Genomic DNA, 23,279 nt, shown 5'->3' on the forward strand with positions numbered 1-23,279 from the left:
CGTGACCTGACGGGCCCTGCCGCGCAGCCGGCGCGGCGGTCTGCCGCGGGAGGGCGTCAGCCCTTGCGGATGAGCTTGTGCTGGGCGGCCTGGGCCACCGGCCGGACCACGATCTGGTCCAGGTTGATGTGGTGGGGCAGGTTCACCGCGTGGGCGATGACCTCCGCGACGTCCTCTGCCGTCAGGGGCTTCTCGACGCCGCGGTAGACCGCCTCGGCCGCCGCGGCGTCGCCGCGCAGCCGCTTGGCGGCGAACTCTTCGGTGTGCACGAGACCGGGAAGGACTTCGATCACGCGGATGTTGTGCTCGGCCTCCTCCAGACGTAGAGCGCCGGTGAGCGCATGCTGGCCGAACTTGGCGGCGTTGTATCCGCCGCCGCCCTCATAGGCGGTGATCCCCGCCGTCGATGTCAGGTTGAGCACGGTGCCCTCGCCGTGGGCGCGCAGCATCGGCAGGAACGCCTGGACCATGGTGAGGGTGCCGATGACGTTGGTCCGGTACATCCAGTCCCAGTCCTCCACCCGGCCGTCGCCGACCTTCTCGACGCCCAGAGCGCCGCCGGCATTGTTGACCAGCGTGTCGATGCCGCCCTCGGCGGTGACCTGGGCCAGGGCCTGCTGGACCTGCTCGGCGTCGGTGACGTCGCAGACGATCGGGATGATGCCTTCCTGCTCGGCGAGGTGCTCGAGCTTCTCCGCGCGTCGGGCGAGGGCGTAGACCTGCCAGCCGTCGGTGGTGAGGCGGTGCGCGGTGGCCGCACCGATGCCGGACGAGGCACCGGTGACGAGAGCTCTGCGGGGCTGTGCGGACTGCGTCTGAATCATGGGTCCAGCCTAGTGAGACACGCGTCAGGTCACCACGGTCCGCCCGCATGCTGAGATGGCCGATCTCGGCGGCGACCCGGACGGCGACCCGGACGGCGACCTCGACGGGGCTCTCCGCACGTGGTGTCCTGGAGGGGCGGGCCCGGCCCCGGACGGTGGGCCGAATGCGGCCGGCGGACATGGAACAATGGCAGGCATGGCTGAACAGAACTTGGGCACAGACTCGCCCGTCATCGAGACCGCACGTCCCGAGGCCGCAGCGACCGCGACGGCATCGGTGAAGACCCCGCAGGTCCCGGACCGTCCCGCGCTGGAAGGCTTGGAGGAGAAGCTCGGCGCCGCCTGGACCCAGGAACAGGTGTACCGGTTCGAGGAGGACACCGAGCGCTCCGCGGTCTACTCGATCGACACGCCGCCGCCCACCGCCTCCGGCTCCTTGCACGTGGGGCACATGTTCTCCTACACCCAGACCGACGTGCTGGCCCGCTTCCAGCGCATGCGCGGCAAGAACGTCTTCTACCCGCTGGGCTGGGACGACAACGGCCTGCCCACCGAGCGCCGGGTGCAGAACTACTACGGGGTCCGGTGCGACCCCTCCAAGCCCTACATCCCGGACTACGCGCCGCCGTCGAGCCCGGCGAAGAACCAGCGGGACTGGGACGTCATCTCCCGGCCCAACTTCATCGAGCTCTGCGAGAAGCTCACCGTCGAGGACGAGAAGGTCTTCGAGGACCTGTTCTCCCGCCTGGGCCTCTCCGTGGACTGGACCCAGACCTACCGCACCATCGACGACAGCACCCGGGCGATCTCCCAGCGCGCGTTCATCCGTGACGTCCAGAACGGCCACGCCTACACGGCACTGGCCCCGACGCTGTGGGACGTCACCTTCCGGACCGCCGTGGCGCAGGCGGAGCTGGAGGCCAAGGAGCGGCCCGGGGCCTACCACCGGTACCCGTTCTTCACCGGTCAGGGGGAGAAGGTCTTCATCGAGACCACCCGCCCGGAGCTGCTGCCCTCCTGCGTCGCACTCGTCGCGCACCCGGAGGACGAGCGGTACCAGCACCTGTTCGGCACCACCGTGACCTCGCCGCTGTTCGATGTCGCCGTCGAGGTCAAGGCCCACCAGCTGGCCGACCCGGAGAAGGGTTCCGGCATCGCGATGATCTGCACCTTCGGAGACATGACCGACGTGACCTGGTGGCGCGAGCTCCAGCTGCCGACCCGCACCGTCGTCGGCCGAGACGGCCGGCTCTCCCGCGAGACGCCGGAGTGGATCTCCTCGGAGCAGGGTCGCGCGCACTACGAGCAGCTGGCCGGCAAGACCGTCCACTCTGCCAAGGAGGCCGTCGTGGAGCTGCTTCGCGAGGCCGGTCTGCTCGACGGCGAGCCGGAGAAGATCACGCACGCGGTGCACTTCTACGAGAAGGGCGACAAGCCGCTGGAGGTCGTGACCTCCCGGCAGTGGTACATCCGCAACGGCGGCCGCGATGCCGACCGGCGCGAGGCGCTGCTGCGCCGCGGCGCCGAGATCGACTGGCACCCCGCGTTCATGCGTTCCCGCTACGAGAACTGGGTGGAAGGGCTCAACGGCGACTGGCTGATCTCCCGTCAGCGGTTCTTCGGCGTGCCGATCCCCGTCTGGTACCCGCTGGACGCCGAGGGAGAACCCGACTACGACCGTCCGATCCTGCCCGACGAGGCGCAGCTTCCGGTGGACCCCACCACGGACGTCGCTCCTGGATACGAGGAGTCCCAGCGCGGCCAGGCCGGAGGCTTCGTCGGAGAGGCCGACGTCCTCGACACCTGGGCGACCTCCTCGCTGACGCCGCACATCGCCGGCCGGTGGAGCCACGACGACGAGTTCTTCGCCAAGGTGTTCCCGTTCGACCTGCGGCCCCAGGGGCACGACATCATCCGCACCTGGCTGTTCTCCTCCGTGGTGCGGGCCCATACCCTCAACGACTCCGCCCCGTGGACGGATGCCGCCATCTCCGGCTGGATCCTGGACCCGGACCGGAAGAAGATGTCCAAGTCCAAGGGCAACGTGGTCGTCCCCGACGACGTGCTGGAGCAGTTCGGCTCCGACGCGGTCCGCTATTGGGCGGCTTCGGCCAAGCTGGGCGCCGACACTGCCTATGAGGTCGCCCAGATGAAGATCGGCCGTCGTCTGGCGATCAAGCTGCTCAACGCCTCGAAGTTCGCACTGAACCTCGGGGTCACCGAGGAGCACATCGTCACCCGAGGCGAGGACGCCGACGTGCTGGCCGAGCCGCTGGACCGGGCGCTCATCGCCGAGTTGCGCGAGGTGGTGGAGCAGGCGACCCACGCCTTCGAGGCCTATGACTACGCCCGTGCCCTGCAGCGGGTGGAGTCCTTCTTCTGGCGGTTCACCGACGACTACGTGGAACTGGTCAAGGACCGGGCCTACGGTGCCCGCGGCGATGAGGCCCAGGCCTCGGTCCGCGCCGCTCTGGCCACCACGCTGGATGCGGTGCTGCGGCTCTTCGCCCCGGTGCTGCCCTTCGCCACCGACGAGGTCTGGCGCTGGTGGCGCGAAGGCTCGGTGCACCGTGCCGCCTGGCCCAGCGCCGAGGCGCTGGAGTCCGTCCACGGCAACCCGGCGATCCTGCCTTCGGTGGCTGAGGTCCTGGCCGGACTGCGCCGCGCGAAGTCCGAGGCCAAGGTCAAGCAGCGCACCGAGGTGCTCTCGGCACGCGTCACGGGTCCGAACGAGGCGCTGAGCCACGTGGAGGCCGCTCTGGGCGACATCCGCGCCGCGACTCGCTCGCGTGCCCTGGAACTCGTGGGCCAGGGGGAGACCGTGCACGAGCTCACCGTCACCGAGGTGGAGCTGGCCGAGCCTGAGCAGGGCTGAGCCCCGCGCGCATGTCCGCCTCGTGAGACGCCGCGGATCCGACGATGCCGACCCGACAGGATCGGGCATGCATCATCGGGTCCGCGGCGTCGTCGTCTTCCTAAGCTGATGAGGTCAGATCAACCGCAGCAGTCGGATCGAGGCGATCCGAAGGAGGAACGGATGGACAGCTGGAACCGGGCGATCGCCCTCATCGAGGAGCAGATCGCCGACGGTACGCACCACCGCACCTCGGGGACGGTCGACGTCGCCCGGCTGGCACGAGCCACCCTGACCTCGGAGCATCACTTCCGCAGGATGTTCTCCGTGCTGGCCGGGATGCCGGTGTCCGAGTACGTGCGGCGCCGGCGTATGACCCTGGCCGCACCGGCGGTGCTGAGCGGGCAGGAGCCGCTGCAGGACATCGCCGTGCGCTTCGGGTACCGCTCGGCCGACGCCTTCAGCCGTGCCTTCCGCGCGGTCCACGGCGTCGGCCCCGTGGATGCCCGCAGAGCGGCCCCTCGCCTGCGATCGCAGCCCCCGCTGCGGTTCACCCTCTCCGTGGAAGGAACACAGCAGATGACCTATCGGATCGAGACCCTGGACGCCTTCACCCTGCTGGGCCGGCGGCGTCGTCTGCCGATCGTCCAGCAGGGACCGAACCCCGCGATGACAGCGTTCCTGGACGAGTTGGGCCAGAAGACGCTGGAGGACATCGCCGCGCTGTCCACCGGCAGGCCGCCCGGTGTGCTTGCCGTGTGCACCGCCTTCGAGGAGGAGCGCGAGGACGGCAGCACGTTCGACTACTGGCTGGCCGCCGCGACCCAGTCACCTCCCCCGGACGACGGCCGGCAGCCGGACCACGGGCCGCTTGAGTCGCTTGAGGTCGAGGCGCATCAGTGGCTGGTGCTCAGCTCCCAGGGCGTGGAGATCGAAGAGATCCAGCAGCTGTGGCCTCAGGCCTACGGGGAGTGGTTCCCCGCCAACCCGTACGAGCCGCTGGACGCCCCCGAGATGCTCGCCACGGTGCACGACGACGGCGGCGAGGAGGACCACATGGAGCTGTGGCTGGCGGTCCGCCCGACGGCGCAGAGCTCTGGCTGAGCAGGACTCTGGCTGAGCAGGACTCTGGCTGAGCAGGGGGCGTCAGCCCAGGAAGGGGCCGGTCTGCAGGACGCCGAGCGTGATGCGGTCGAGCCTCTCAGTCGTGCTCCTCCTGCACCGAGCGCACCTCACGCACTCCGGAGATCTCGGAGAGCGAGCGGAACAGCTCGTCCTCGCTGACGCCCTGATGCCGGGTGAAGCGCAGCGTGGCCTCCACGATGGCGCCGTCGTCGCCCTCGACATGCCGGGTGCGCGACAGAGCCGAGGCGTATCCGAGATCTGAGGCGCGGCCCAGCACGTCCCGCAGGACGCCGCGGCCGTCGAGGTAGCGCACCTGGAAGACGCGGCTGCGGCTGTGGTGAGGGAGCCTGCGCGCCACGACCGTGATCACTGTGACGGCCAGCAGGTACAGCACGACGGTCAGCGCGGCGATGACCGGCATGCCCGCTCCGCACGCCATGCCGACCGCGGCGGTGACCCAGATGGAGGCCGCCGTGGTGAGCCCCGAGACGATGTTCTGCCGCACGAAGATCACTCCGGCGCCCAGGAATCCGATGCCGGTGACGATCTGGGCCGCGATGCGGGACGGATCCAGGATCACCTCGTCGCCCAGCAGGGGAGCGAAGCCATAGGCGGACACCAGGGTGAACAGCGCCGAACCCAGGCCCACCAGGATATGGGTTCGGGCTCCGGCCGACTTCAGTCGGACCTCCCGTTCGATGCCGATCACCGCAGAGAGCACGAAGGCGCAGACCAGCAGCACGGCCTCGGTGGCCGCGGTCTCCGAGATCCAGATGATCTGCACGGCCCGCCTCCTCGCACCCGTCGATCCGGTCCGGTGACGTCGATGTCGTCCCGTGACAAGCCACCACGGTAGCCTCGGCCTCTCCGGCTCGGAAGGGATGGCCGCCGCCCGAGTGCAGGCGCGCTCCACGGTTCGGCGTCATGCCGGGGGATCCCGTAGAATATGGGCATCAGCGACGACCCGGCCATCACCGGTGAGCTTCCGGCAGAACAGGTCCGCAGCGCGGGCCTCAGTAGATCCGGACGGGCAAGCCCGTCACAGCTGTCATGGAGAGGTCCGCTGAGCGGTCCCGGCGCCGAGGCGCCGCGGCCGACGGCGGACAAGCGAGGTGGTACCGCGTCCGGCCCGGCCGAGGCGTCCTTGCGGAAGAACGAGACGCCCACCAGTTCTTGAGCACCCAGGACGGACCTCCATGACCGAGAAGAACTCCTCACCCGTGTACCCCCGCGCCACCCCGGCGGCCGGTGCCGCCGGCTCCGTGCCCGCCTCCCCGCGCTTCCCGGACATCGAGGAGCGGATCCTCGCCGGCTGGGCCGAGGACGACACCTTCCAGGCCTCCGTGGAGAACCGGCCCGCCGATGCTGAGGGAGGACGCGGCGGGGAGTTCGTCTTCTACGACGGCCCGCCCTTCGCCAACGGCCTGCCGCACTACGGGCACCTGCTCACCGGGTACGTGAAGGATCTGGTCGCCCGCTACCAGACGCAGCGCGGACACCGGGTGGAGCGCCGCTTCGGCTGGGACACCCACGGGCTCCCCGCCGAGCTCGAGGCCATGAAGCAGCTCGGGATGACCGACAAGGCCGAGATCGAGTCCATGGGCATGGACCGGTTCAACGACGCCTGCCGCGCCTCCGTGCTGAAGTACACGGCCGAGTGGCAGGACTATGTCACCCGGCAGGCCCGCTGGGTGGACTTCGACAACGACTACAAGACGCTCAACGTCGAGTACATGGAGTCGGTCATCTGGGCGTTCAAGCAGCTCCACGAGAAGGGCCTGACCTATCAGGGCTTCCGGGTGCTCCCGTACTGCTGGAAGGACGAGACCCCGCTGTCCAACCATGAGCTGCGCATGGACGACGAGGTCTACAAGGACCGCCAGGACCCCTCGATCACCGTGACCTTCCCCATCGCAGGGGGCGGTGATCATGGGGATGCCCTGCGCGGGGTCAACCTGCTGGCGTGGACCACCACGCCCTGGACGCTGCCCACCAACTTCTCCGTGGCCGTGGGCCCGGAGGTGGAGTACGTCGTCGTCGAAGCTCCTGCGGACGGGCCGCTGCCGGGGCGCCACCTGCTGGGCGCCGAGCTGCTCGCCTCCTATGCGAAGGACCTCGGTTTCGCCGACACCGAGGACGGCACCGCCGCTGAGCACGCCTCCGCCGCCGTCGTCTCCCGGTACCTCGGCTCGGACCTGGCCGGCCTGGAGTACCAGCCGCTGTGGGACTACTACACCGACGCCGACACCTGGGGCACTCAGCACGCGTTCCGCGTCCTGGTGGAGGACTACGTCACCACCTCGGACGGCACCGGACTGGTCCACCAGGCCTCGGCCTACGGTGAGGAGGACCAGAGGTCCTCCGAGGAGGCCGGCATCCCGGTGATCCTCTCGGTGGACGAGGGCGCAAGGTTCCTGCCCCTGTTCGCCGAACCGACGGCGGCCGGCGAGGCGCCGCTGGCCGACATCGCCGGAGTCCAGGTCTTCGAGGCCAACCGCACCATCATCAACGTCCTCAAGGCCGCCGGGCGGCTGGTCCGGGAGCAGTCCTATGTGCACTCCTACCCGCACTGCTGGCGCTGCCGGACGCCCCTGATCTACAAGGCCGTCACCTCCTGGTACGTGGCGGTCACCCAGATCAAGGACCGCATGCTGGAGCACAACGAGAAGATCAACTGGATCCCCGGCAACGTCAAGCACGGCCAGTTCGGCAAGTGGCTCGAGAACGCCCGGGACTGGTCCATCTCACGCAACCGGTACTGGGGAAGCCCGATCCCTGTGTGGGTCTCTGACGACCCCGCCTACCCGCGCACCGAGGTCTACGGCTCGCTCAAGGAGCTGCAGGAGGCCTTCGGCGACGTGCCGCGCAACGCCGAAGGGGAGCCGGACCTGCATCGCCCCTGGATCGACCAGCTGACCCGTCCCAACCCGGACGACCCCTCCGGCAGGGCGCGGATGGTCCGCGTGCCCGACGTCCTCGACGTCTGGTTCGACTCCGGCTCCATGCAGTTCGCCCAGGTGCACTACCCCTTCGAGAACTCCGACTGGTTCGAGGACCACCATCCGGCGGACTTCATCGTGGAGTACATCGGGCAGACGCGCGGCTGGTTCTACACCATGCACATCCTGGCGACCGCCCTGTTCGACCGTCCCGCCTTCACCAACGTCATCAGCCACGGGATCGTGCTCGGCTCGGACGGACAGAAGATGTCCAAGTCCCTGCAGAACTACCCGGACGTCAACGAGGTCTTCGACCGTGACGGCTCCGACGCGATGCGCTGGTTCCTCATGAGCTCACCGATCCTGCGCGGCGGCAACCTGGTGGTCACCGAGGAGGGCATCCGCGAAGGTGTGCGGCAGGTGCTGCTGCCCATGTGGAACGCCTGGCACTTCTTCACCCTCTACGCCAACACCGCGAACGGGGGGCAGGGCTACCAGGCGCGGCGGGTGACCGCGGCCGAGGCCGACGTCGAGGGACTGAACCCCCTGGACCGGTACATCCTGGCCGCGACCGGAGATCTGGTCCGTGACGCCACCGCGGCCCTCGACGCCTATGACGTCTCCGGAGCCTGCGAGGCGCTCCGGGCCTTCTCTGAGACGCTGACCAACTGGTACATCCGCCGGTCCCGTCAGCGGTTCTACGAGGAGGACACCGCCGCCTATGACGTGCTGTACACCGCGTTGGAGACCTTCGCACGAGTCGCGGCTCCACTGCTGCCGCTGATCAGCGAAGAGATCTGGCGGGGCCTCACCGGTGAGCGCTCCGTGCACCTGGCCGACTGGCCGGACCCGGAGGACTACCTGCGCGACGAGCGCGCCGTGGAGCTGATGGACCTGACCCGGGGCATCACCTCCGCAGGCTCCTCGCTGCGGAAGTCCGCGAAGCTGCGAGTCCGCCAGCCCCTGGCGACGCTGACCGTCGTGGTGCCCGACGCCGAGGCGCTGGCCGGCACCTACCAGCAGATCGTCGCCGAGGAGCTCAACATCAAAGAGGTCAGGCTGCTCGACGCCACGGAGGTCTCCGCCGACGACTGGGGGATCGGCCAGCAGCTGGTGGTCAACGCGCGGGCAGCCGGCCCGCGGCTGGGCAAGGACGTGCAGAAGGCCATCAAGGGGGCGAAGTCCGGAGACTGGTCGGTCTCCGAGGGTGTCGTCGTCGCCGGCGGGCTCCGGCTGCAGGAGGGGGAGTACACGCTGACCACCACCGTCTCCGACGCCTTGGCCGATCAGGCCGTCACCGTGCTGGACGGCGTCGTCGAGGGTGCCGGCGGCGGCTTCCTGGTCCTGGACACCCGTCTCACGGCCGCCCTGCGCGCGGAGGGCACGGCGCGTGACCTGGTCCGCTCCGTGCAGCAGGCACGCAAGGACGCCGACCTGCAGGTCTCCGACCGCATCCGCACCACCGTCACGGCGACCCCGGCGACGATCTCCGCGCTGGAGAGCCACCGGGATCTCCTCTGCGAGGAGACGCTGACCGACGATCTGCGGCTGTTCAGCGACGACGGCGCCTCCGAGCCGCTGATCAGCGTGGTCCGGGCGTGACGAGGACCCCGACGCCGGCCGGCTGCAGCACGATCGCCCGCTACTCGACCTTCTGCAAGGAGACCTGACATGTCAGATTCTGAGTCGCTGAACCCTGTGGAGGGACAGCCGCTGGACCAGTTCTCCGTGGCCAGCGTCTACGCTGAGCTGCTCTCCCGAGCCCCGGAGAACAAGATGGAGCCGCGCATGGAACCGATGCGTATGGCCATGGACTTCCTCGGCGAGCCTCAGCGCGCGGCCCCGGTGATCCACCTCAGCGGCACCAACGGCAAGACCTCCACCGCCCGGATGATCGAGGCCGGGCTGCTGGCCCATGATCTGCGCGTGGGCCGGTACACCTCTCCGCACCTGGCGAAGGTCACCGAACGCATCTGCCTGGACGGCTCCCCGGTGCCGGACGAGACCTTCGTCCGGATCTGGGATGAGATCCGCCCGCATCTGGGCCTGGTGGACCAGCAGCTCGCCGAGCGCGGCGAGGTGCCGCTGACCTACTTCGAGTGCGTCACGATCCTGGCCTTCGCGATCTTCGCCGATGAGCCGGTGGACGTGATGGTCCTCGAAGTCGGGCTGGGCGGCATCACCGACGCCACCAATGTGGCCGACGGTGCGGTCAGCGTCATCACCCCGATCTCCCTGGACCACACCGACCTGCTGGGGGACTCCGAGCGGGACATCGCCCTGGAGAAGGCCGGCATCATCAAGCCGGGAGGCTTCCTGGTCTCCGCGGCGCAGGTGCCCGAGGCGGCCGACGTCCTCCTCGAGGCGGCCCGGGAGGCGGAGGCGCCATTCCGGTTCGAAGGGGTGGAGTTCGGCGTGGAGAGCCGCGCCCCCGGGGTGGGCGGCCAGCAGGTGACCCTCCGGGGTCTGGCGGGCCGGTACCCCGACCTGCTTCTTCCTCTGCACGGGGCGCATCAGGCCGAGAACCTGGCGGTCGCCGTGGCGGCGCTGGAGGCGTTCATCGGGGGAGGAGAGCAGGAGCTGTCCCTGGAGACACTGCAGCTGGCCTGTGAGCACATGAGCTCCCCGGGCCGGCTGGAGGTGCTGCGGACCGGACCCTCCATGATCATCGACGCCGCCCACAATCCGGCCGGGGTCGAGGCCAGCGCCCAGGCGCTCAAGGAGTCCTTCGGCCTGGGACAGCTGGTGCTGGTGGTCGGCATCCTCCAGGAGAAGGACGCCCGCGAGATCCTCGCGACCCTGCACCGGGAGTACGACGGTCTGGCGGAGGACATCTGCTTCACCCAGTCCACGTCTCCCCGGGCGATACCGGCCGGACAGCTGGCGGAGCTGGCTCTCGACGTCGGCTTCCGCGAGGAGGACATTCACCTCACCGAACGTCTGGACGAGGCCATCGACTGGGCAGTCGGTCGCCTGGACTCCTCCGCCGAGGGGGCTGCGGGCGGAGTCCTGATCACCGGGTCGATCACCGTGGTGGGTGAGGCCCGCACGCTGCTGGGCGGAGGTGAGCTCTGAGATGACCGCTCAGGACGACGGCGACCGCGGCGGGCGGCCGCGCCGCCAGACCCGGGCCCAGCGGGAGTGGCGCCCCGGGATGACCCGGCCGCCGCGCTCGGTGCGGGTCATGTTCGGCTCCGCCGTGCTCAGCCTTGAGGCTCTGCTGATGTTCTTCTTCGGGCTCATGGTGTGGGGGCTCCACCAGAACGAGTGGTACGCCTGGTGGCTCTTCGGCGGGTCGCTGGGGGTCTCCGTGCTGCTGATCCTCACCTGCGCGCTGCTGAAGCGTCCGGTGGGCTGGTGGCTCGGCTGGATCCTGCAGTTCATCATCCTGGCCGGCGGGCTGGTCGAGCCCTACATGTACTTCGTCGGCGTCCTCTTCCTGGCCTGCTGGTGGTACGCGGTGGTCAAGGGACGCCAGCTGGACGTGGAGAAGATGGAAAGATGGAGGGCGGAGGAGCGGTTGGCCGCCGAGCAGGAGCCGAGCCCGCCCGAGAACGATCACACGCATCACGAGGAGAGCTGAATGACTGAACGTACGCTGATCCTGGTCAAGCCCGACGGCGTCGCCCGGGGTCTGACCGGGGAGATCCTACGCCGGGTGGAGGCCAAGGGCTACCGCATCGCCGCCCTGGCGCAGCTGGAGGCGACCACCGAGCAGCTGGCCGCCCACTATGCCGAGCACGAGGGCAAGCCGTTCTACCAGCCGCTGGTGGACTTCATGCTCTCCGGGCCCGTCGTGGCGGCCATCCTGGAGGGTGACCGGGTCATCGAAGGGTTCCGCTCCCTGGCCGGCACCACCGACCCCACCACCGCCGCTCCCGGGACCATCCGTGGTGACCTGGGGCGAGACTGGGGAGAGAAGGTCCAGAAGAACCTGGTGCACGGCTCCGACTCCGTGGAGTCCGCTGAGCGCGAGATCGGCATCTGGTTCGGCTGACCGGTCGGTCAGAGAACACGCAGGGCCCGGGACGACGCGTCGTCCCGGGCCCTGCGTGTTCCCGGAGCCGCATGCCGGGTGCCCAGCGGTGCTTACGTCACACAACCATCCCGTGGTGGCAAGGACCTGCGCGTGTCAGTGGTGGTCTATAGACTCATGTGCGATCGCTGAGAATCGCATGACGAGGGGGGACGATCATTGATGAAGCCTGCGTTGAGAAAGTCTGCAGGGCAGACGAAGAAGAGGACTGATCTGCGCCATCGTGTCGCCGGACTCGGAGCCGGGGCGGCGTCATTGGCCCTGGTGCTCTCCGGCTGCGGGGGTCTCACGGGCAGCGGCGGCCCGACCACCGAGGACGGGGACCCGCTCGAGAACGCCGCTGAGTTCCTCCAGCAGGCCTCCGCGGAATGGGAGGAGTCGCGCCCGACGCAGAACGTGGAGGTCAGTGAGGACGCCGGGTGCTTCTTCGTGCTGGGTGAGGACGAGGACGTGACGGGCGAGCTCGCCTGCGGAGGCGTGCGCACCAGCACGGCCCAGGAGGGTGAGGTCTGGGACATCGGAACCTTCGAGATCCGCCCGAACTCGGACAGCGAGATGGAGGCCCGTCTCCCGGAGGGATGGACCGCCGGTCTGGAGCGTGGACGGACCCGGCCGGAGGGTCCCGTGGTGGATGCCGACGGCGACGAGGCCCCCGACTCCATCGACGCCCTGGCGGCGCCGCCGATGCCGCAGACCGATTCGGGGTTCATCCTCAGCGGGGAGTCCCTGCCCGGTGACCTTGTGCAGCCGGGTGACGAGCAGGTCAGCCCGGGCGACGACGGCCTGGTCATGACTCCCGGGGGGCGCGTGACGATCACCTCTGTCGCGACGCTCGAGACCGTCCCGGTCGCCGGCGCCCCGACTCATGAGGAGGGTATGGAGGATCATCTCGACGGCGACACGGATGACGGCGACATCGGAGTCAGCCTGGACGGGGAGCCCCATGCTCCCGCGGACGGTGAGACCTTCGTGTTCGTCGAGTACGACTACCAGCCCACGGAGCGGCCCGGCGAGGACGAGACGTCCACAGCGGCGTTGGCGCTGAACGCCGGCGGTCAGCAGAGGACGCTGGCGGAGTTCGGCGAGGACGACGGCTGGAGCGGACCCAGCGAGCAGTCGGGAAGCTTCCTGGCCTCCGTCCCGGAGGACGACGCGCACCTGGTCGTCTCGTCGGCGGGCCGGGACCAGGTCGTGGACCTGCCCGAGGGCCAGCGCGAGGCGGACCCGGTGACCCGTGCCTACTACCGTGACGTGACCCAGCAGGACACGAACCACGAGTTCTCGATCGCCGACCAGCCCTTCGCGCTGGATGAGAGAGACTATGAGGCCTCGATGTATCTGAGCCTGCAGTCCGCCTGGCTCACGGCCTACTCGGAGGTCGGCGGCGCTGACGGCTGGGCGGAGGAGGACGAGGCCTGGCTGCTCCTGGAGTTCGACGCGATCCTGGACAGCGATGACTTCAACCCCCGATTCAAGGAGCTCACCCCCAGCCTGACGGTCACCGATGGGGCAGGAGAGACGTACTCCGCTTCGCGGACGATCGACATCGACACCCGCACCTGGAACTCGACCTATTGGATGGCGGTGGCGATGCCCGCCGACGTCACGGAGGTCACCCTGAGCCAGACCTTTGAGACACGGGTCGAGGATTGGGATGACAACATCGCCACCCTGACCTTGGAGACCGACTCCTCGACGGTGGATTTCCCGCAGTCGGAGCCGGAGGCGTCCGACGACGACTCCGACGACCCTGACGAAGACGATGACGCCGACGCTGAGGCCGACGAGGCCGACGACGCCGACGCTGACGCCGACGAGGACTCCGACGCTGACGACGAGGCCGACGAGGACGAGTGACTCGCCGCCCGGCCGGTCCCTCGTTCTCGTCAGGGATCGGCCGAGGCGACGGGGATGAGCAGATGGCTGGCTGCCACCGGCGGCCGGCTGTGGACGACACACACCTATGAGGGGGAGGCCGATGGATACGATGACGACGAAGCGAGGGCGCGTGCTGCGCGCCGCAGGGGCGAGCGCGGTGCTCACGCTGGCGGTGACCGCCTGCGGGAACGACCTGCCGAGCGGGCCGATGGACGAGAACGAGCTGGAGACGGTCTTCCTGACCGGACGGGCGGTGCCCGAGGGGTGGGACCTGCAGGGCAGCCCGTCATCCCGGGACAGGTTCGGCGAGACCCTCGACGGCTTCGGTCCGCTCGACGGCCAGCTCGGTGACCCCTCGGAGGGCTGCGTCGAGGCACGAAGCGCCGGCGACGAGGAGCTGGCCGAGGCGGGGATGGTCGCCGGTGCCACCGCCACCTACGTCACGGACCAGGCGATGACCGAAGTGGAGGTCTTCTCCACCGAGGACGACGTCGAATTCGCCTCGCTGACGCATGACATGCTCGAGGCCTGCGAGAGCGAGATCGTCGAGGACCTGGGGCGCAGCACCGGACTGGACGGCGACGACTTCGAGGTGTCCTCTCCGGACACCTCTGGAGAGGGGATGCTGCTGGTCAACGATGGTGCTGACGGCGGCGTTGTGCTCCTGGTGATCGAGAGCTACGGCAACAACCACTTCACCGCCGTCGGCTTCTCCGCTGACCCGCGGGATGTCGAGACCCTGGAGGGGTTCATCGACGAGGCGCAGGAGCGCTTCGAGCAGGGCCCGGACGAGACCGCTTCGGAGGAGGAGTCCGAGGACTGATCACCGGCCGGGCCCGCGGCGGACGCTGACGGCCCCTGACCTGCAGGACACGAGTCCTCAGGTCAGGGGCCGTCAGCATGTCCGTCGGGCTGCTGCGGAGGTCGGCATGACTCCGGCCGGCCGGCGGCAGCGTCGGCTTCCCCCGCCGGAGTGCCTCAGCCGGCGCGCTTCGGGCGCGTGCCGGAGTCGAACTCCACCTGCACCTGGTCGAGCTGCATGAGGGTGCGCTCGTAGACGATCTGCGCCGAGCGCATCCGGTTCTGAGACTTGTGCTCGGTGTACTCCTGATACTGCTGGGTGACCCACTCCGGGTCGCCGTCGGCCAGGAGACGTCCCTGCTCGATCCACAGGACCCGAGAGCACATCTGCTTGATGGTTCCCAAGGAGTGCGACACCAGGAAGACGCAGCCGGCCTGCTGCCGGACTTCGTCGAGGCGGCGCTTCGTGCGCGCGCGGAACTGCGCATCACCGGTGTTCAGGGCCTCATCGATGATGAGGATGTCGGGGTCCACCGCTGTGGCGATCGCGAACTGAAGGCGGGAGGCCATGCCCGAGGAGTAGGACTTCAGCGGCAGGTTCAGCGAGTCCTCCAGCCCGGAGAGCTCCACGACCATGTCATACTTCTCCGCGGCCTCCTTGGGCGTCAGCCCCATGGCCAGGCAGCCCAGTTTGATGTTCTCCCGGCCGGAGAGCTGCTTCACCAGTGCCGCGTTGACGCCGAGCATGATCGGGGTGGAGGTCGCATAGATCTCCCCCGTGGTCGGGCGGATCTTCCCGGTCAGCAGCTTCATCAGGGTGGATTTGCCCGACCCGTTGGTGCCGATGACCCCGACGGATTCGCCCTGACGGACCACGAAGCTGAGGTCCTGGAGGGCCGGGACGTTCGCCCACCCGGAACCGGTGATCCGCCGCAGCTGCCGGGAGAACCGGCCGGTGGAGTTCAGGTACTCGGTGGAGGAGCGGATCCGGTAGATCATCGAGGCGTGGTCGACGGCGACGGCGATGTCCGAGGAGTCGAGGCGCTCGACCACGGGCGCGGAGTCCTCCTCCGCCCACGAGATCTCCTCGAAGAGCTGCTCATCCTCCAGAATGTCCAGCTCGCCGGTGGCGGTAGGGGCGGGAGCCTCCGTGGCCGGTGCTCCGGAGGACCGCCAGTTCACGCGTCGGGGCGTGTAGTTGCGCACCGGGGTGCTCATCGCTCCCTCCCGTACTTCTCCTCGCCGTGCCAGAACACGAGGAATCCGATGATGAAGATGCTTACCGAGGAGACGGTCAGCACGACCCAGCGATACGGGTCCGCCATCTCGCCGTAGAGCCACGTGGAGCGGATGATGTCCAGCACGCAGAACATGGGGTTGTGGTACATCACGAACTCGATGTACTCGCCTCCCGGCGACCCGGCGAAACGGTCCACGGTGAAGAACACGGCCGAGGTGTAGAACCAGATGCGCATGCCGAAGCTGATCATGTGCTTCACATCGGTGTAGGCCGAGACCGCGCGGGCCAGCAGCATGCCCAGACCCGTGCTGAGCAGGAAGTTCAGCGCCAGCACCGGGAAGATGAACAGCCACAGCCAGTCCACGCTGACCGGAGTCGGAGGAGTGTCCGCCAACGGGATGTCGCCGATGGTGATGACCAACAGGGCCATCACGATCAGCATGGGCACATTGGCGAAGAGCTCGCGGACGTTGATCGCGAACGGGAGGCTCGCCCGGGGGAAGTTGAAGGCTTGGACGACCGACTGGTTGCTGACCATGGAGCTGGCGCCGGAGGACACCGCCGAGGTGGTGTACCGGAACATGAACACGCCGATGATCAGGTAGCCGATGAAGTTGCTGATCCCGCGGGAGAGGTCCAGCAGCAGCCCGAACACCAGGAAGTAGGCCAGGCCGCTCAGGATCGGGTTGACCACCATCCAGACACGACCCATCGCGTCATTGGAGTTGGCGGTCTGCACCTTCGAATGGGAGTCGTAGATGATGAAGTGCCGGAACGCCCACAGCCGCTGGACGTAGTCCAGGAGCCGGGGGCGCGCGCCCACGCGGACCAAGGAGCTGCCATCCAGCTGCACCACGTGTCCGGCCTGGCGAGGCTCGTCCACGTGCGTCGGGGCGGCCGAGCGCTCTGCTGTCGGGGTGGCCATCACCACGTTCCTTCCAGGGGCGTCGTCGCGGGTCCGGCCATCCGCCGGGTCCGTTGTTGCGGGGCGTTCACAGGGAGTCTTCTTCCCGCGGAGCGCCAGCCATTGTATCAGCGGGGTCCTCGGCGCCCGGCGGTCGAACCGCCTGGGCCTCCGGCTCGAACAGATGCGGCATGACCTCGCGCACCCGCTCCTCGAGGTACGGAGCCGCCGTCTCCACGTATTCGTTCGTCAGGTGGTGGCTGTCCCGATAGACCACCACGTTGCCGATGACGGCCGCGCATCGACCCGCAGGGCAGAACAGATCCGTGAGGTCCACCGTGGAGGCTCCGGAGGGCAGTTCCAGCGTGCTCAGCGGGTCGACCTCCGCGAACTTGGAGCCGTCGGGGGCGCAGCTGTGGGCATCCCCGCCCGAGGCCAGACAGTCGGGGACGTCGTCGAGCTGGCGAGGCGTGCCGCGCATCAGCAGCAGCTCGGCACCGGCGTCGGTGATCTCCTGCCACCGTTCCGGGGCACCCTCGACGACGAACTCCTCTCCCGGTTCGCGGGGGATGCGGGTGCCGGGAGTCACCACGACGTCGGGTTCCCGGTCCGCGACCACCTCGGCGAAGCCGGCGTTCCACTGGGCGCACTGGTTGTCCTCGACGTCCTCGATATGACGGAACACGCACCCGCCCTTGGTGGCCACCAGGATCTCCCAGTCGTGCGTCTCGGCCAGCATGAGCCAGGCGTGCTGCCAGTGGCCCGCATGGGAGCCGCCCGCCAGCATGATCGTGGCCCGGGGGTCCTCCGGGGCGTCCAGGTCCTCACAGACCAGCACCTCAGAGGTCCCCGGCCGGTTCCCGGTGCGCTGATGGCAGTCCCGGGTCGCGTACTCGGGAACTCTGCGGCTCAGGCCCGTGAGCTCGGGGAAGGCCGGGACCTCGTCGAGCTCCGGAGTCCCGGCGACGGCGGCCGAGGAGCCGGACACCGAGGCTCCCGGGTAGAGCGCCCGGTCCATGCCCTGCATCGCCAGACCGTCCTCCTGCGGGGCCGTGGTCAGGTGGAGGTGGGCCGTCGTCGCCACCGCTCCCAGGGACAGGGTCGTGGCGGCCAGCGCCAGGGTGACACGCTGGGACCGGGACGCGCCGCGACCTGCAGACGGCCCATGCGTGGGGTGCTGGCCCGGCGTGCTCCGGCCGAGTCGGGCCAGCGGCCGTTCGACCCAGCGGTGCGTGGCCCAGGCCGCCGTCAGGGAGAACGCGAGAACCGCCAGCGCCCCCGGCAGCCCCAGGGACTCCGCCCCGGTGGCCTCGAGGAAGAGGATCAGGGCCGGCCAGTGCCACAGATACAGCCCATAGCCCAGGTCGGCGACTCGGGCCAGCGGACGGGAGGACAGCAGCCGCAGCGGCGCAGGCTGTGCGATCGCGGAGGAGGAGCTCTGCGCCGCCGCGAGGATCAGGGCGAGCCCGAAGAGCGGCCACAGCGCCCACGGACCCGGGAACAGCGCGGCGCCGTCGAGGACGAACCCGCAGCTGACCACCAGCCCCAGTCCCGTCCAGGCGGCGGCGGAGCGGAACCGATCAGGCAGCCGGAACCGGACGGCCAGCAGTGCCATCAGCCCGCCCAAGGCCAGCTCCCAGGCACGGGTGCTGGAGGACAGATAGGCCTCAGCGGGGTCCACGTGCTGACGGTGCGCGGCCCACAGGAACGAGGCGATGAGCACACCAGCAGTGAGCACCCCCATCGTCGCGGCGGCCGAACGGCCCATACGGCGGGCGAGCAGCACCGCCGCCACGGCCACCAGCGGCCAGAGCAGATAGAACTGCCCCTGGACGGACAGGGACCAGAAGTGCTGGAACGGACTCGTCTCGGGCCCGGCCGCCTCATAGGAGAGCTGGGACCGGATGAGCTCCAGGTTCTCCAGCCACAGCAGCGAGGCGCGGGCTTCGGTGAGCAGCTGACCGTGGCGGGTGACCGGCAGGATGAGCAGTCCGGCCACCGTGGTCGTTGTGATCACGAGCGCGGCCGGGGCGAGGATGCGCCGCGCCAGGCGGCTCAGGTAGGGGCCGAGGGCGATGCGGCCCGTGCTCGCCGCCTCGCGCAGCAGCATACCGGTGAACAGGAAGCCGGAGACGGCCAGGAAGATGTCGATGCCGCCGGAGACACGCCCGGCCCCGAACAGGTGGAAGAGCACCACGCCGAGGATGGCGAGGCCTCTGGTGCCCTCCAACGCAGGCAGCCGACGACGATCCGGAAGGCCCTGAGTCAGCGACGTCGTCGCCCCGCGGCCCGCAGCCGGGTCCTCGCAAGAGCCCGACGTGGATGGGGAGGGCGGAGATGCAGAAGGTCCCACGGGGCGCACGGTTCAGCGCCTCGCGCGCCGCATCATCTGTTCCACCACGGCGTTGGCCGGACGGCGCAGGCTCCCGTGCGAGGGATAGCGATGCAGAGAGATGTCAGCGTCGTCGGCGACGTCGACGACGACCGCGCCGTCGTCGCCGTCGAGGTCGGGGATGAGCAGGTCCACTCCGGCCGCGCGCAGCCCCGGCAGCGCCCACATCGCCTCCACGGCCAGCTCGGCATGGGCCTCGCGCAGCTCGGCCGTGATGTCCACGGTGATCCCGCCCTGCAGCGGATTCGACGTGCCGCTGACGTCACGGTGCTGCCCGCGGGGGAGCACCTCGGAGGCGCGGAGTCCGAGGTCGGCGAGGGCGTCGTCGTCGACCTCCGGCGGGTGCTTGGCCAGATGGGCGTTGCGGGCCCGGGCCGCCACGGCGTCGTCCACGAGGCGCCGCACCGTGGCGCGCCCGTCACCGACGATGAACAGCGGCAGCCGGGCGACGGCCGCCACTGTCTTCTCCCCGACCACGTAGGCGCGCACATCGATGCCGGTGGCCTGCTCCTCGACGAGCAGCGAGAGGCTCCGGTACAGCGGATTGGTCCGGGCGGCTCCGGCGTAGGCCCAGGCCGCGCGGAACTCCTCCTCGGTCCGGACTCCCCAGGAGACGCCGACGCCGGCTGACCCGGTGGCCGGTCTGATCACCACCGGCCCGTCGAGCTGCGCCCGGTGGGCCAGTGCTTCGTCCAGCTCGCGCACCCGGAATCCCCGGCCGTCCGGGGTGGGGACCTCCACGGCCTGCAGGTGCTGTTTGGCCAGCGGCCGGGAGCGGCAGGCACGCTTGGCCTGATCGCTCACCAGCGAATGCGTGCGGTGGTTGAGTCCGCCGATGACGTCTCCGTTGAGTGTGAAGGTCCGGAAGGCGTGCTGCACCTCATGCTTGGTGACCTTCTTGCGCCGAGCGGCGGCGAACATCTGCCGTGTGGCCGATGGGGCGCCCTCGAACTCGCGGGGGGCCGCCCAGTCCACGTCGGGGAGGCGCGTGATCAGGCGACGCGGCGGGGAGTCGGGGTCCCGGAAGGCCGCGGCGTGGCGTGCGCGCTGAAGTCGGCGTCCCTGGAGGGCCTCCCCGGAGAAGTCTGCTGAGCTGCTCATCGCCACCACAGTAGCGCAGGGCCGCGCCCGTCCCCGGCCCGGAGGGTCTCCGCCCGCGGCGCGTCGCAGGGGATAGGCTGGAGTCGGCGACTCCGGCAGCGACGACGCCCACGAGCGAGCAGACGAGAATCACCATCAGAGGGGAAGCACACCGGCGATGAAGCGCATCATGCCGATCTACGGAACCCGGCCGGAGGCCATCAAGATGGCCCCGATCGTGAAGGCCCTGCAGGCCAGCGAGCACTTCGAGTGCCGGGTGACCGTCACCGGCCAGCATCGCGAGATGCTGGACCAGGTCAACGAGCTCTTCGGGATCGTCCCGGACCATGACTTGAACATCATCCAGCAGCGGCAGACCCTCAACGGGGTGCTCACCCGGACCGTCTCCGGCCTCGACGCCCTCTTCGCCGAGGACCGGCCGGACGCGGTGATCGTCCAGGGCGACACGACCACGACCACCGCCGGCGCCCTGGCGGCCTTCTATGTCGGCATCCCGGTGATCCACGCCGAGGCCGGCCTGCGGTCGTTCAACCTGTTCTCTCCGTTCCCGGAGGAGGCCAACAGGAAGATGACCTCGCAGATCACCTCGCTGCACCTGGCGCCGACCGGCCAGTCCCGCGCGAACCTGCTGCGGGAGGCCGTCGCGGAGGAGGACGTCGTGGTGACAGGAAACACGGTCATCGATGCGCTGCTGGAGGTCGCCCAGAAGCAGGTGCCGTTCTCCGACAGTCAGCTCGAGGATGCCGCCGCCTCCGGTCAGGAGGTCCTGCTGGTCACCACGCACCGGCGGGAGAACCAGGGCTCCGCCATGGAGGGTGTGGGCCGCGCGCTGGCCCGGCTCTCCGAGCGGTACCCGGAGAAGCTCATCGTGCTGCCGGCCCACCGCAACCCGGTGGTGCGTGAAGCCATCCTGCCGGCACTGGCCGGCCACGACAATGTCATCGTCACCGAGCCGCTGCCTACGGGGAGTTCACGCGCCTGATGAGCCTGGCCACGGTGGTGCTCACCGACTCCGGCGGCGTTCAGGAGGAGGCTCCCAGCCTGGGCAAGCCGGTGCTGGTGATGCGCGAGAACACCGAGCGACCGGAAGCGGTCGACGCCGGCACGGTGCGGCTCATCGGAACAGATGAGGACCGTGTGGTGGACGAGGTGTCCACGCTCTTCGACGACGCCGCTGCCTACCGGGCGATGGCCAACGCCGTGAACCCCTACGGGGACGGCCAGGCGGCCGCCCGCACTGTCGCCGCCGTCGAGAAGCTCTTCGGACTCGGTGAGCGCATGCCGGACTTCGCCCCGCAGGGCTGAGCAGCCCGCGGCACGCGGCTGCCGAGAGCCGACTGTGTGACGGAGACGATGTGACCCAGACGATGTGACCCAGACGATGTGACGGAGGAGGACCGGGCGTGCACCTGAAGACGCTCACCATCCGGGGCTTCAAGTCCTTCGCCTCGGCCACCACCTTCGAGTTCGAACCTGGCGTGACCGCTGTGGTGGGACCCAACGGCTCCGGAAAGTCCAATGTGGTGGACGCGCTGGCCTGGGTGATGGGGGAGCAGGGGGCGAAGTCTCTGCGCGGGGGGTCCATGGAGGACGTCATCTTCGCCGGAACCGCCGAGCGGCAGCCTCTGGGACGGGCGTCGGTCAGCCTCACCATCGACAACTCCGACGGCGCGCTGCCCATCGAGTACACCGAGGTCACCATCAGCCGGACCATGTTCCGCACCGGCGGGTCCGAGTACACGATCAACGGTCAGAAGTGTCGGCTCCTGGACATCCAGGAGCTGCTCTCCGACTCGGGGCTGGGCCGCGAGATGCATGTCATCGTCGGCCAGGGCCAGCTGGACCAGATCCTCCACGCCACCCCGGAGCAGCGGCGCGGGTTCATCGAGGAGGCCGCCGGGGTGCTGAAGCACCGACGGCGTCGAGAGCGCACCGTGCGCAAGCTCGAGTCCATGCAGGGCAACCTGGACCGGCTCGAGGACCTGATCTCTGAGATCTCCCGTCAGCTCGCGCCGCTGGGCCGTCAGGCCAAGGTGGCCCGACGGGCGCAGCGCATCCAGCACGACGTGCGGGATGCTCTGTCCCGGCTCATCGCCGACGACCTCGTGCAGGCCGCCACCGCGCTCCATGAGTCCGGGCGCGGCGAGGAGGAGGACAGGGCGCTGGCGGAACGGCTCCGGGCCTCCCTGCAGGGCCAGGACGAGCAGATCACAGCATGGGACGAGCAGGCCCGTGCCCTGCGTCTGCGGGGGGAGAAGCTGCTGGCCGGACACCACCGGCTGGCCCAGGTGCAGGAGCGGCTGCGGTCGGTCGCCTCCGTCGCGGCCGAGCGGGCACGCAGTCTCTACGCCTCCGCCACGGTGGACACCTCCGGCCGCGACCCCGAGCAGCTGCGCGCCCAGGCCCAGCAGGTCACGCAGGAGGCCGAGACCGCCCAGGCCGAGGTGGACCAGGCCCGGAGCCGGCTCGAAGAGACCAGTGAGCGTCGCGCCGCGAGCGAGGACGCGCTGAAGACGGAGGAGACCCGCCTGACGGAGCAGCTGCGCGCCGTCGCCGACCGACGCGCGGGCCTGGCCACGCTGCGGGGCCGCGCAGATGCGGCCCAGGGGCGGATCGAGGCAGCAGAAGCGCGCCGCCGTCGAGCCGAGGAGCAGAGCGAGCAGGCTCGCCAGGCGCAGCAGCGTGCTCGAGCGGAGTTCTCCGACCTGGAACAGCGTGTCGCCGGCATCGAGACCGGTGAAGAGGGCCTCGACGCCGCCTATGAGACGGCTCAGAGCCGCTACGAGACCCTCCGGGCCCGTCACGACGAGCTGCAGGCCCAGCGGCGTCGTCTCGAGGCCGCCGTGAGCGAATATCGGGCCCGGCTCTCGGGACTCTCCGCGGCGCGGGCGCCGCGAGACGGTGCCGGCGCCCTGCGGCGGGAGCACGACGACGTCGAGCCGCTGGCAGACCGCCTCAGCGTCACCGGGGGCTGGGAGAAGGCGCTGGCCGCCTGCCTGGGGTCCCTGGACACGGCATTGGTGGTGGCCCACGCCGACCGGGCCGCTGAGGTCCTGGCGTGGCTGGCGGATCACGACGGCGGGCGCGCCCACCTCGTCCACCCGGTGGATCGCTCGGCGTCGCTCCCGTTTCCGAGCCCGTGACCGCACCGCAGCTGCCTCCGGGCAGCGTGCCGGCCGCGGAGG

At 69.6% G+C, this 23,279-nt stretch carries 15 protein-coding genes and 2 pseudogenes; 11 read left to right on the plus strand and 6 right to left on the minus strand.

Annotated features, from left to right (window positions below; all coding sequences use genetic code 11):
* Positions 1-56: 56 nt before the first annotated feature.
* Positions 57-824, minus strand: a complete 768-nt coding sequence (locus tag BCY76_RS02015; protein WP_070160432.1) for an SDR family oxidoreductase — start codon at positions 822-824, stop codon at positions 57-59.
* A gap of 196 nt (positions 825-1,020) precedes the next feature.
* Here BCY76_RS02015 and valS point away from each other — a divergent pair, with 196 nt between their 5' ends.
* Positions 1,021-3,699, plus strand: coding sequence for a valine--tRNA ligase (gene valS / locus BCY76_RS02020; protein WP_085437094.1), 2,679 nt, complete (start codon positions 1,021-1,023; stop codon positions 3,697-3,699).
* Between the two features lie 162 nt (positions 3,700-3,861).
* Positions 3,862-4,782, plus strand: coding sequence for an AraC family transcriptional regulator (locus tag BCY76_RS02025; protein WP_083277533.1), 921 nt, complete (start codon positions 3,862-3,864; stop codon positions 4,780-4,782).
* A gap of 97 nt (positions 4,783-4,879) precedes the next feature.
* On the opposite strand, the gene BCY76_RS02030 is transcribed toward BCY76_RS02025, so the two are convergent.
* Positions 4,880-5,587: an MgtC/SapB family protein gene (locus tag BCY76_RS02030; protein WP_085437095.1), complete on the minus strand. Its 708-nt coding sequence runs from the start codon at positions 5,585-5,587 to the stop codon at positions 4,880-4,882.
* A gap of 412 nt (positions 5,588-5,999) precedes the next feature.
* Here BCY76_RS02030 and ileS point away from each other — a divergent pair, with 412 nt between their 5' ends.
* The 6 genes from ileS (at position 6,000) to BCY76_RS02060 (ending at position 14,479) form a co-directional block, all read left to right on the plus strand.
* Positions 6,000-9,344, plus strand: a complete 3,345-nt coding sequence (gene ileS / locus BCY76_RS02035) for an isoleucine--tRNA ligase (protein ID WP_070160430.1) — start codon at positions 6,000-6,002, stop codon at positions 9,342-9,344.
* Between the two features lie 69 nt (positions 9,345-9,413).
* Positions 9,414-10,817, plus strand: coding sequence for a bifunctional folylpolyglutamate synthase/dihydrofolate synthase (locus BCY76_RS02040; RefSeq protein WP_070160428.1), 1,404 nt, complete (start codon positions 9,414-9,416; stop codon positions 10,815-10,817).
* A 1-nt stretch (position 10,818) separates the two neighbouring features.
* Complete coding sequence (locus tag BCY76_RS02045) at positions 10,819-11,325, plus strand: DUF4233 domain-containing protein (protein WP_085437096.1); 507 nt, start codon at positions 10,819-10,821, stop codon at positions 11,323-11,325.
* A complete protein-coding gene (ndk, locus tag BCY76_RS02050; RefSeq protein WP_085437097.1) occupies positions 11,326-11,739 on the plus strand; it encodes a nucleoside-diphosphate kinase in 414 nt (137 codons plus the stop codon).
* A gap of 213 nt (positions 11,740-11,952) precedes the next feature.
* Positions 11,953-13,635 (plus strand): hypothetical protein, encoded by a 1,683-nt coding sequence (locus tag BCY76_RS17920; protein ID WP_170922555.1) that lies wholly within the window; start codon positions 11,953-11,955, stop codon positions 13,633-13,635.
* Between the two features lie 130 nt (positions 13,636-13,765).
* Positions 13,766-14,479, plus strand: coding sequence for a hypothetical protein (locus tag BCY76_RS02060; RefSeq protein ID WP_070160424.1), 714 nt, complete (start codon positions 13,766-13,768; stop codon positions 14,477-14,479).
* 155 nt (positions 14,480-14,634) lie between these two features.
* Here BCY76_RS02060 and BCY76_RS02065 read toward each other — a convergent pair whose 3' ends face one another.
* From BCY76_RS02065 to BCY76_RS02080, 4 genes are all read right to left on the minus strand, one after another.
* Positions 14,635-15,675 (minus strand): ABC transporter ATP-binding protein, encoded by a 1,041-nt coding sequence (locus BCY76_RS02065; RefSeq protein WP_083277532.1) that lies wholly within the window; start codon positions 15,673-15,675, stop codon positions 14,635-14,637.
* On the minus strand, positions 15,672-16,622 hold the full coding sequence (locus BCY76_RS02070) for an ABC transporter permease (protein ID WP_083277531.1): 951 nt from the start codon (positions 16,620-16,622) through the stop codon (positions 15,672-15,674). The genes BCY76_RS02065 and BCY76_RS02070 overlap by 4 nt, the downstream gene beginning before the upstream one ends.
* A 67-nt stretch (positions 16,623-16,689) precedes the next feature.
* Positions 16,690-18,831 (minus strand): acyltransferase family protein, encoded by a 2,142-nt coding sequence (locus tag BCY76_RS02075; protein ID WP_170922556.1) that lies wholly within the window; start codon positions 18,829-18,831, stop codon positions 16,690-16,692.
* Between the two features lie 135 nt (positions 18,832-18,966).
* Complete coding sequence (locus BCY76_RS02080) at positions 18,967-20,094, minus strand: ATP-binding protein (protein WP_070160421.1); 1,128 nt, start codon at positions 20,092-20,094, stop codon at positions 18,967-18,969.
* Positions 20,095-20,251: 157 nt separating this feature from the next.
* Here BCY76_RS02080 and wecB point away from each other — a divergent pair.
* From wecB to BCY76_RS20610, 3 genes and pseudogenes are all read left to right on the plus strand, one after another.
* A pseudogene (wecB, locus tag BCY76_RS02085) lies at positions 20,252-21,399 on the plus strand (non-hydrolyzing UDP-N-acetylglucosamine 2-epimerase).
* Positions 21,400-21,497: 98 nt separating this feature from the next.
* Positions 21,498-22,913, plus strand: a pseudogene (locus BCY76_RS20175) (chromosome segregation SMC family protein); the annotation flags it as partial.
* Positions 22,914-22,937: 24 nt separating this feature from the next.
* The gene (locus tag BCY76_RS20610; RefSeq protein ID WP_442935340.1) at positions 22,938-23,237 is read left to right on the plus strand and encodes a hypothetical protein; all 300 of its coding nucleotides are present in this window, start codon (positions 22,938-22,940) and stop codon (positions 23,235-23,237) included.
* Positions 23,238-23,279: the final 42 nt, after the last annotated feature.

Origin of the sequence: Nesterenkonia sp. PF2B19 (assembly GCF_001758425.2) — a bacterium.
Lineage (GTDB): Bacteria > Actinomycetota > Actinomycetes > Actinomycetales > Micrococcaceae > Nesterenkonia > Nesterenkonia aethiopica.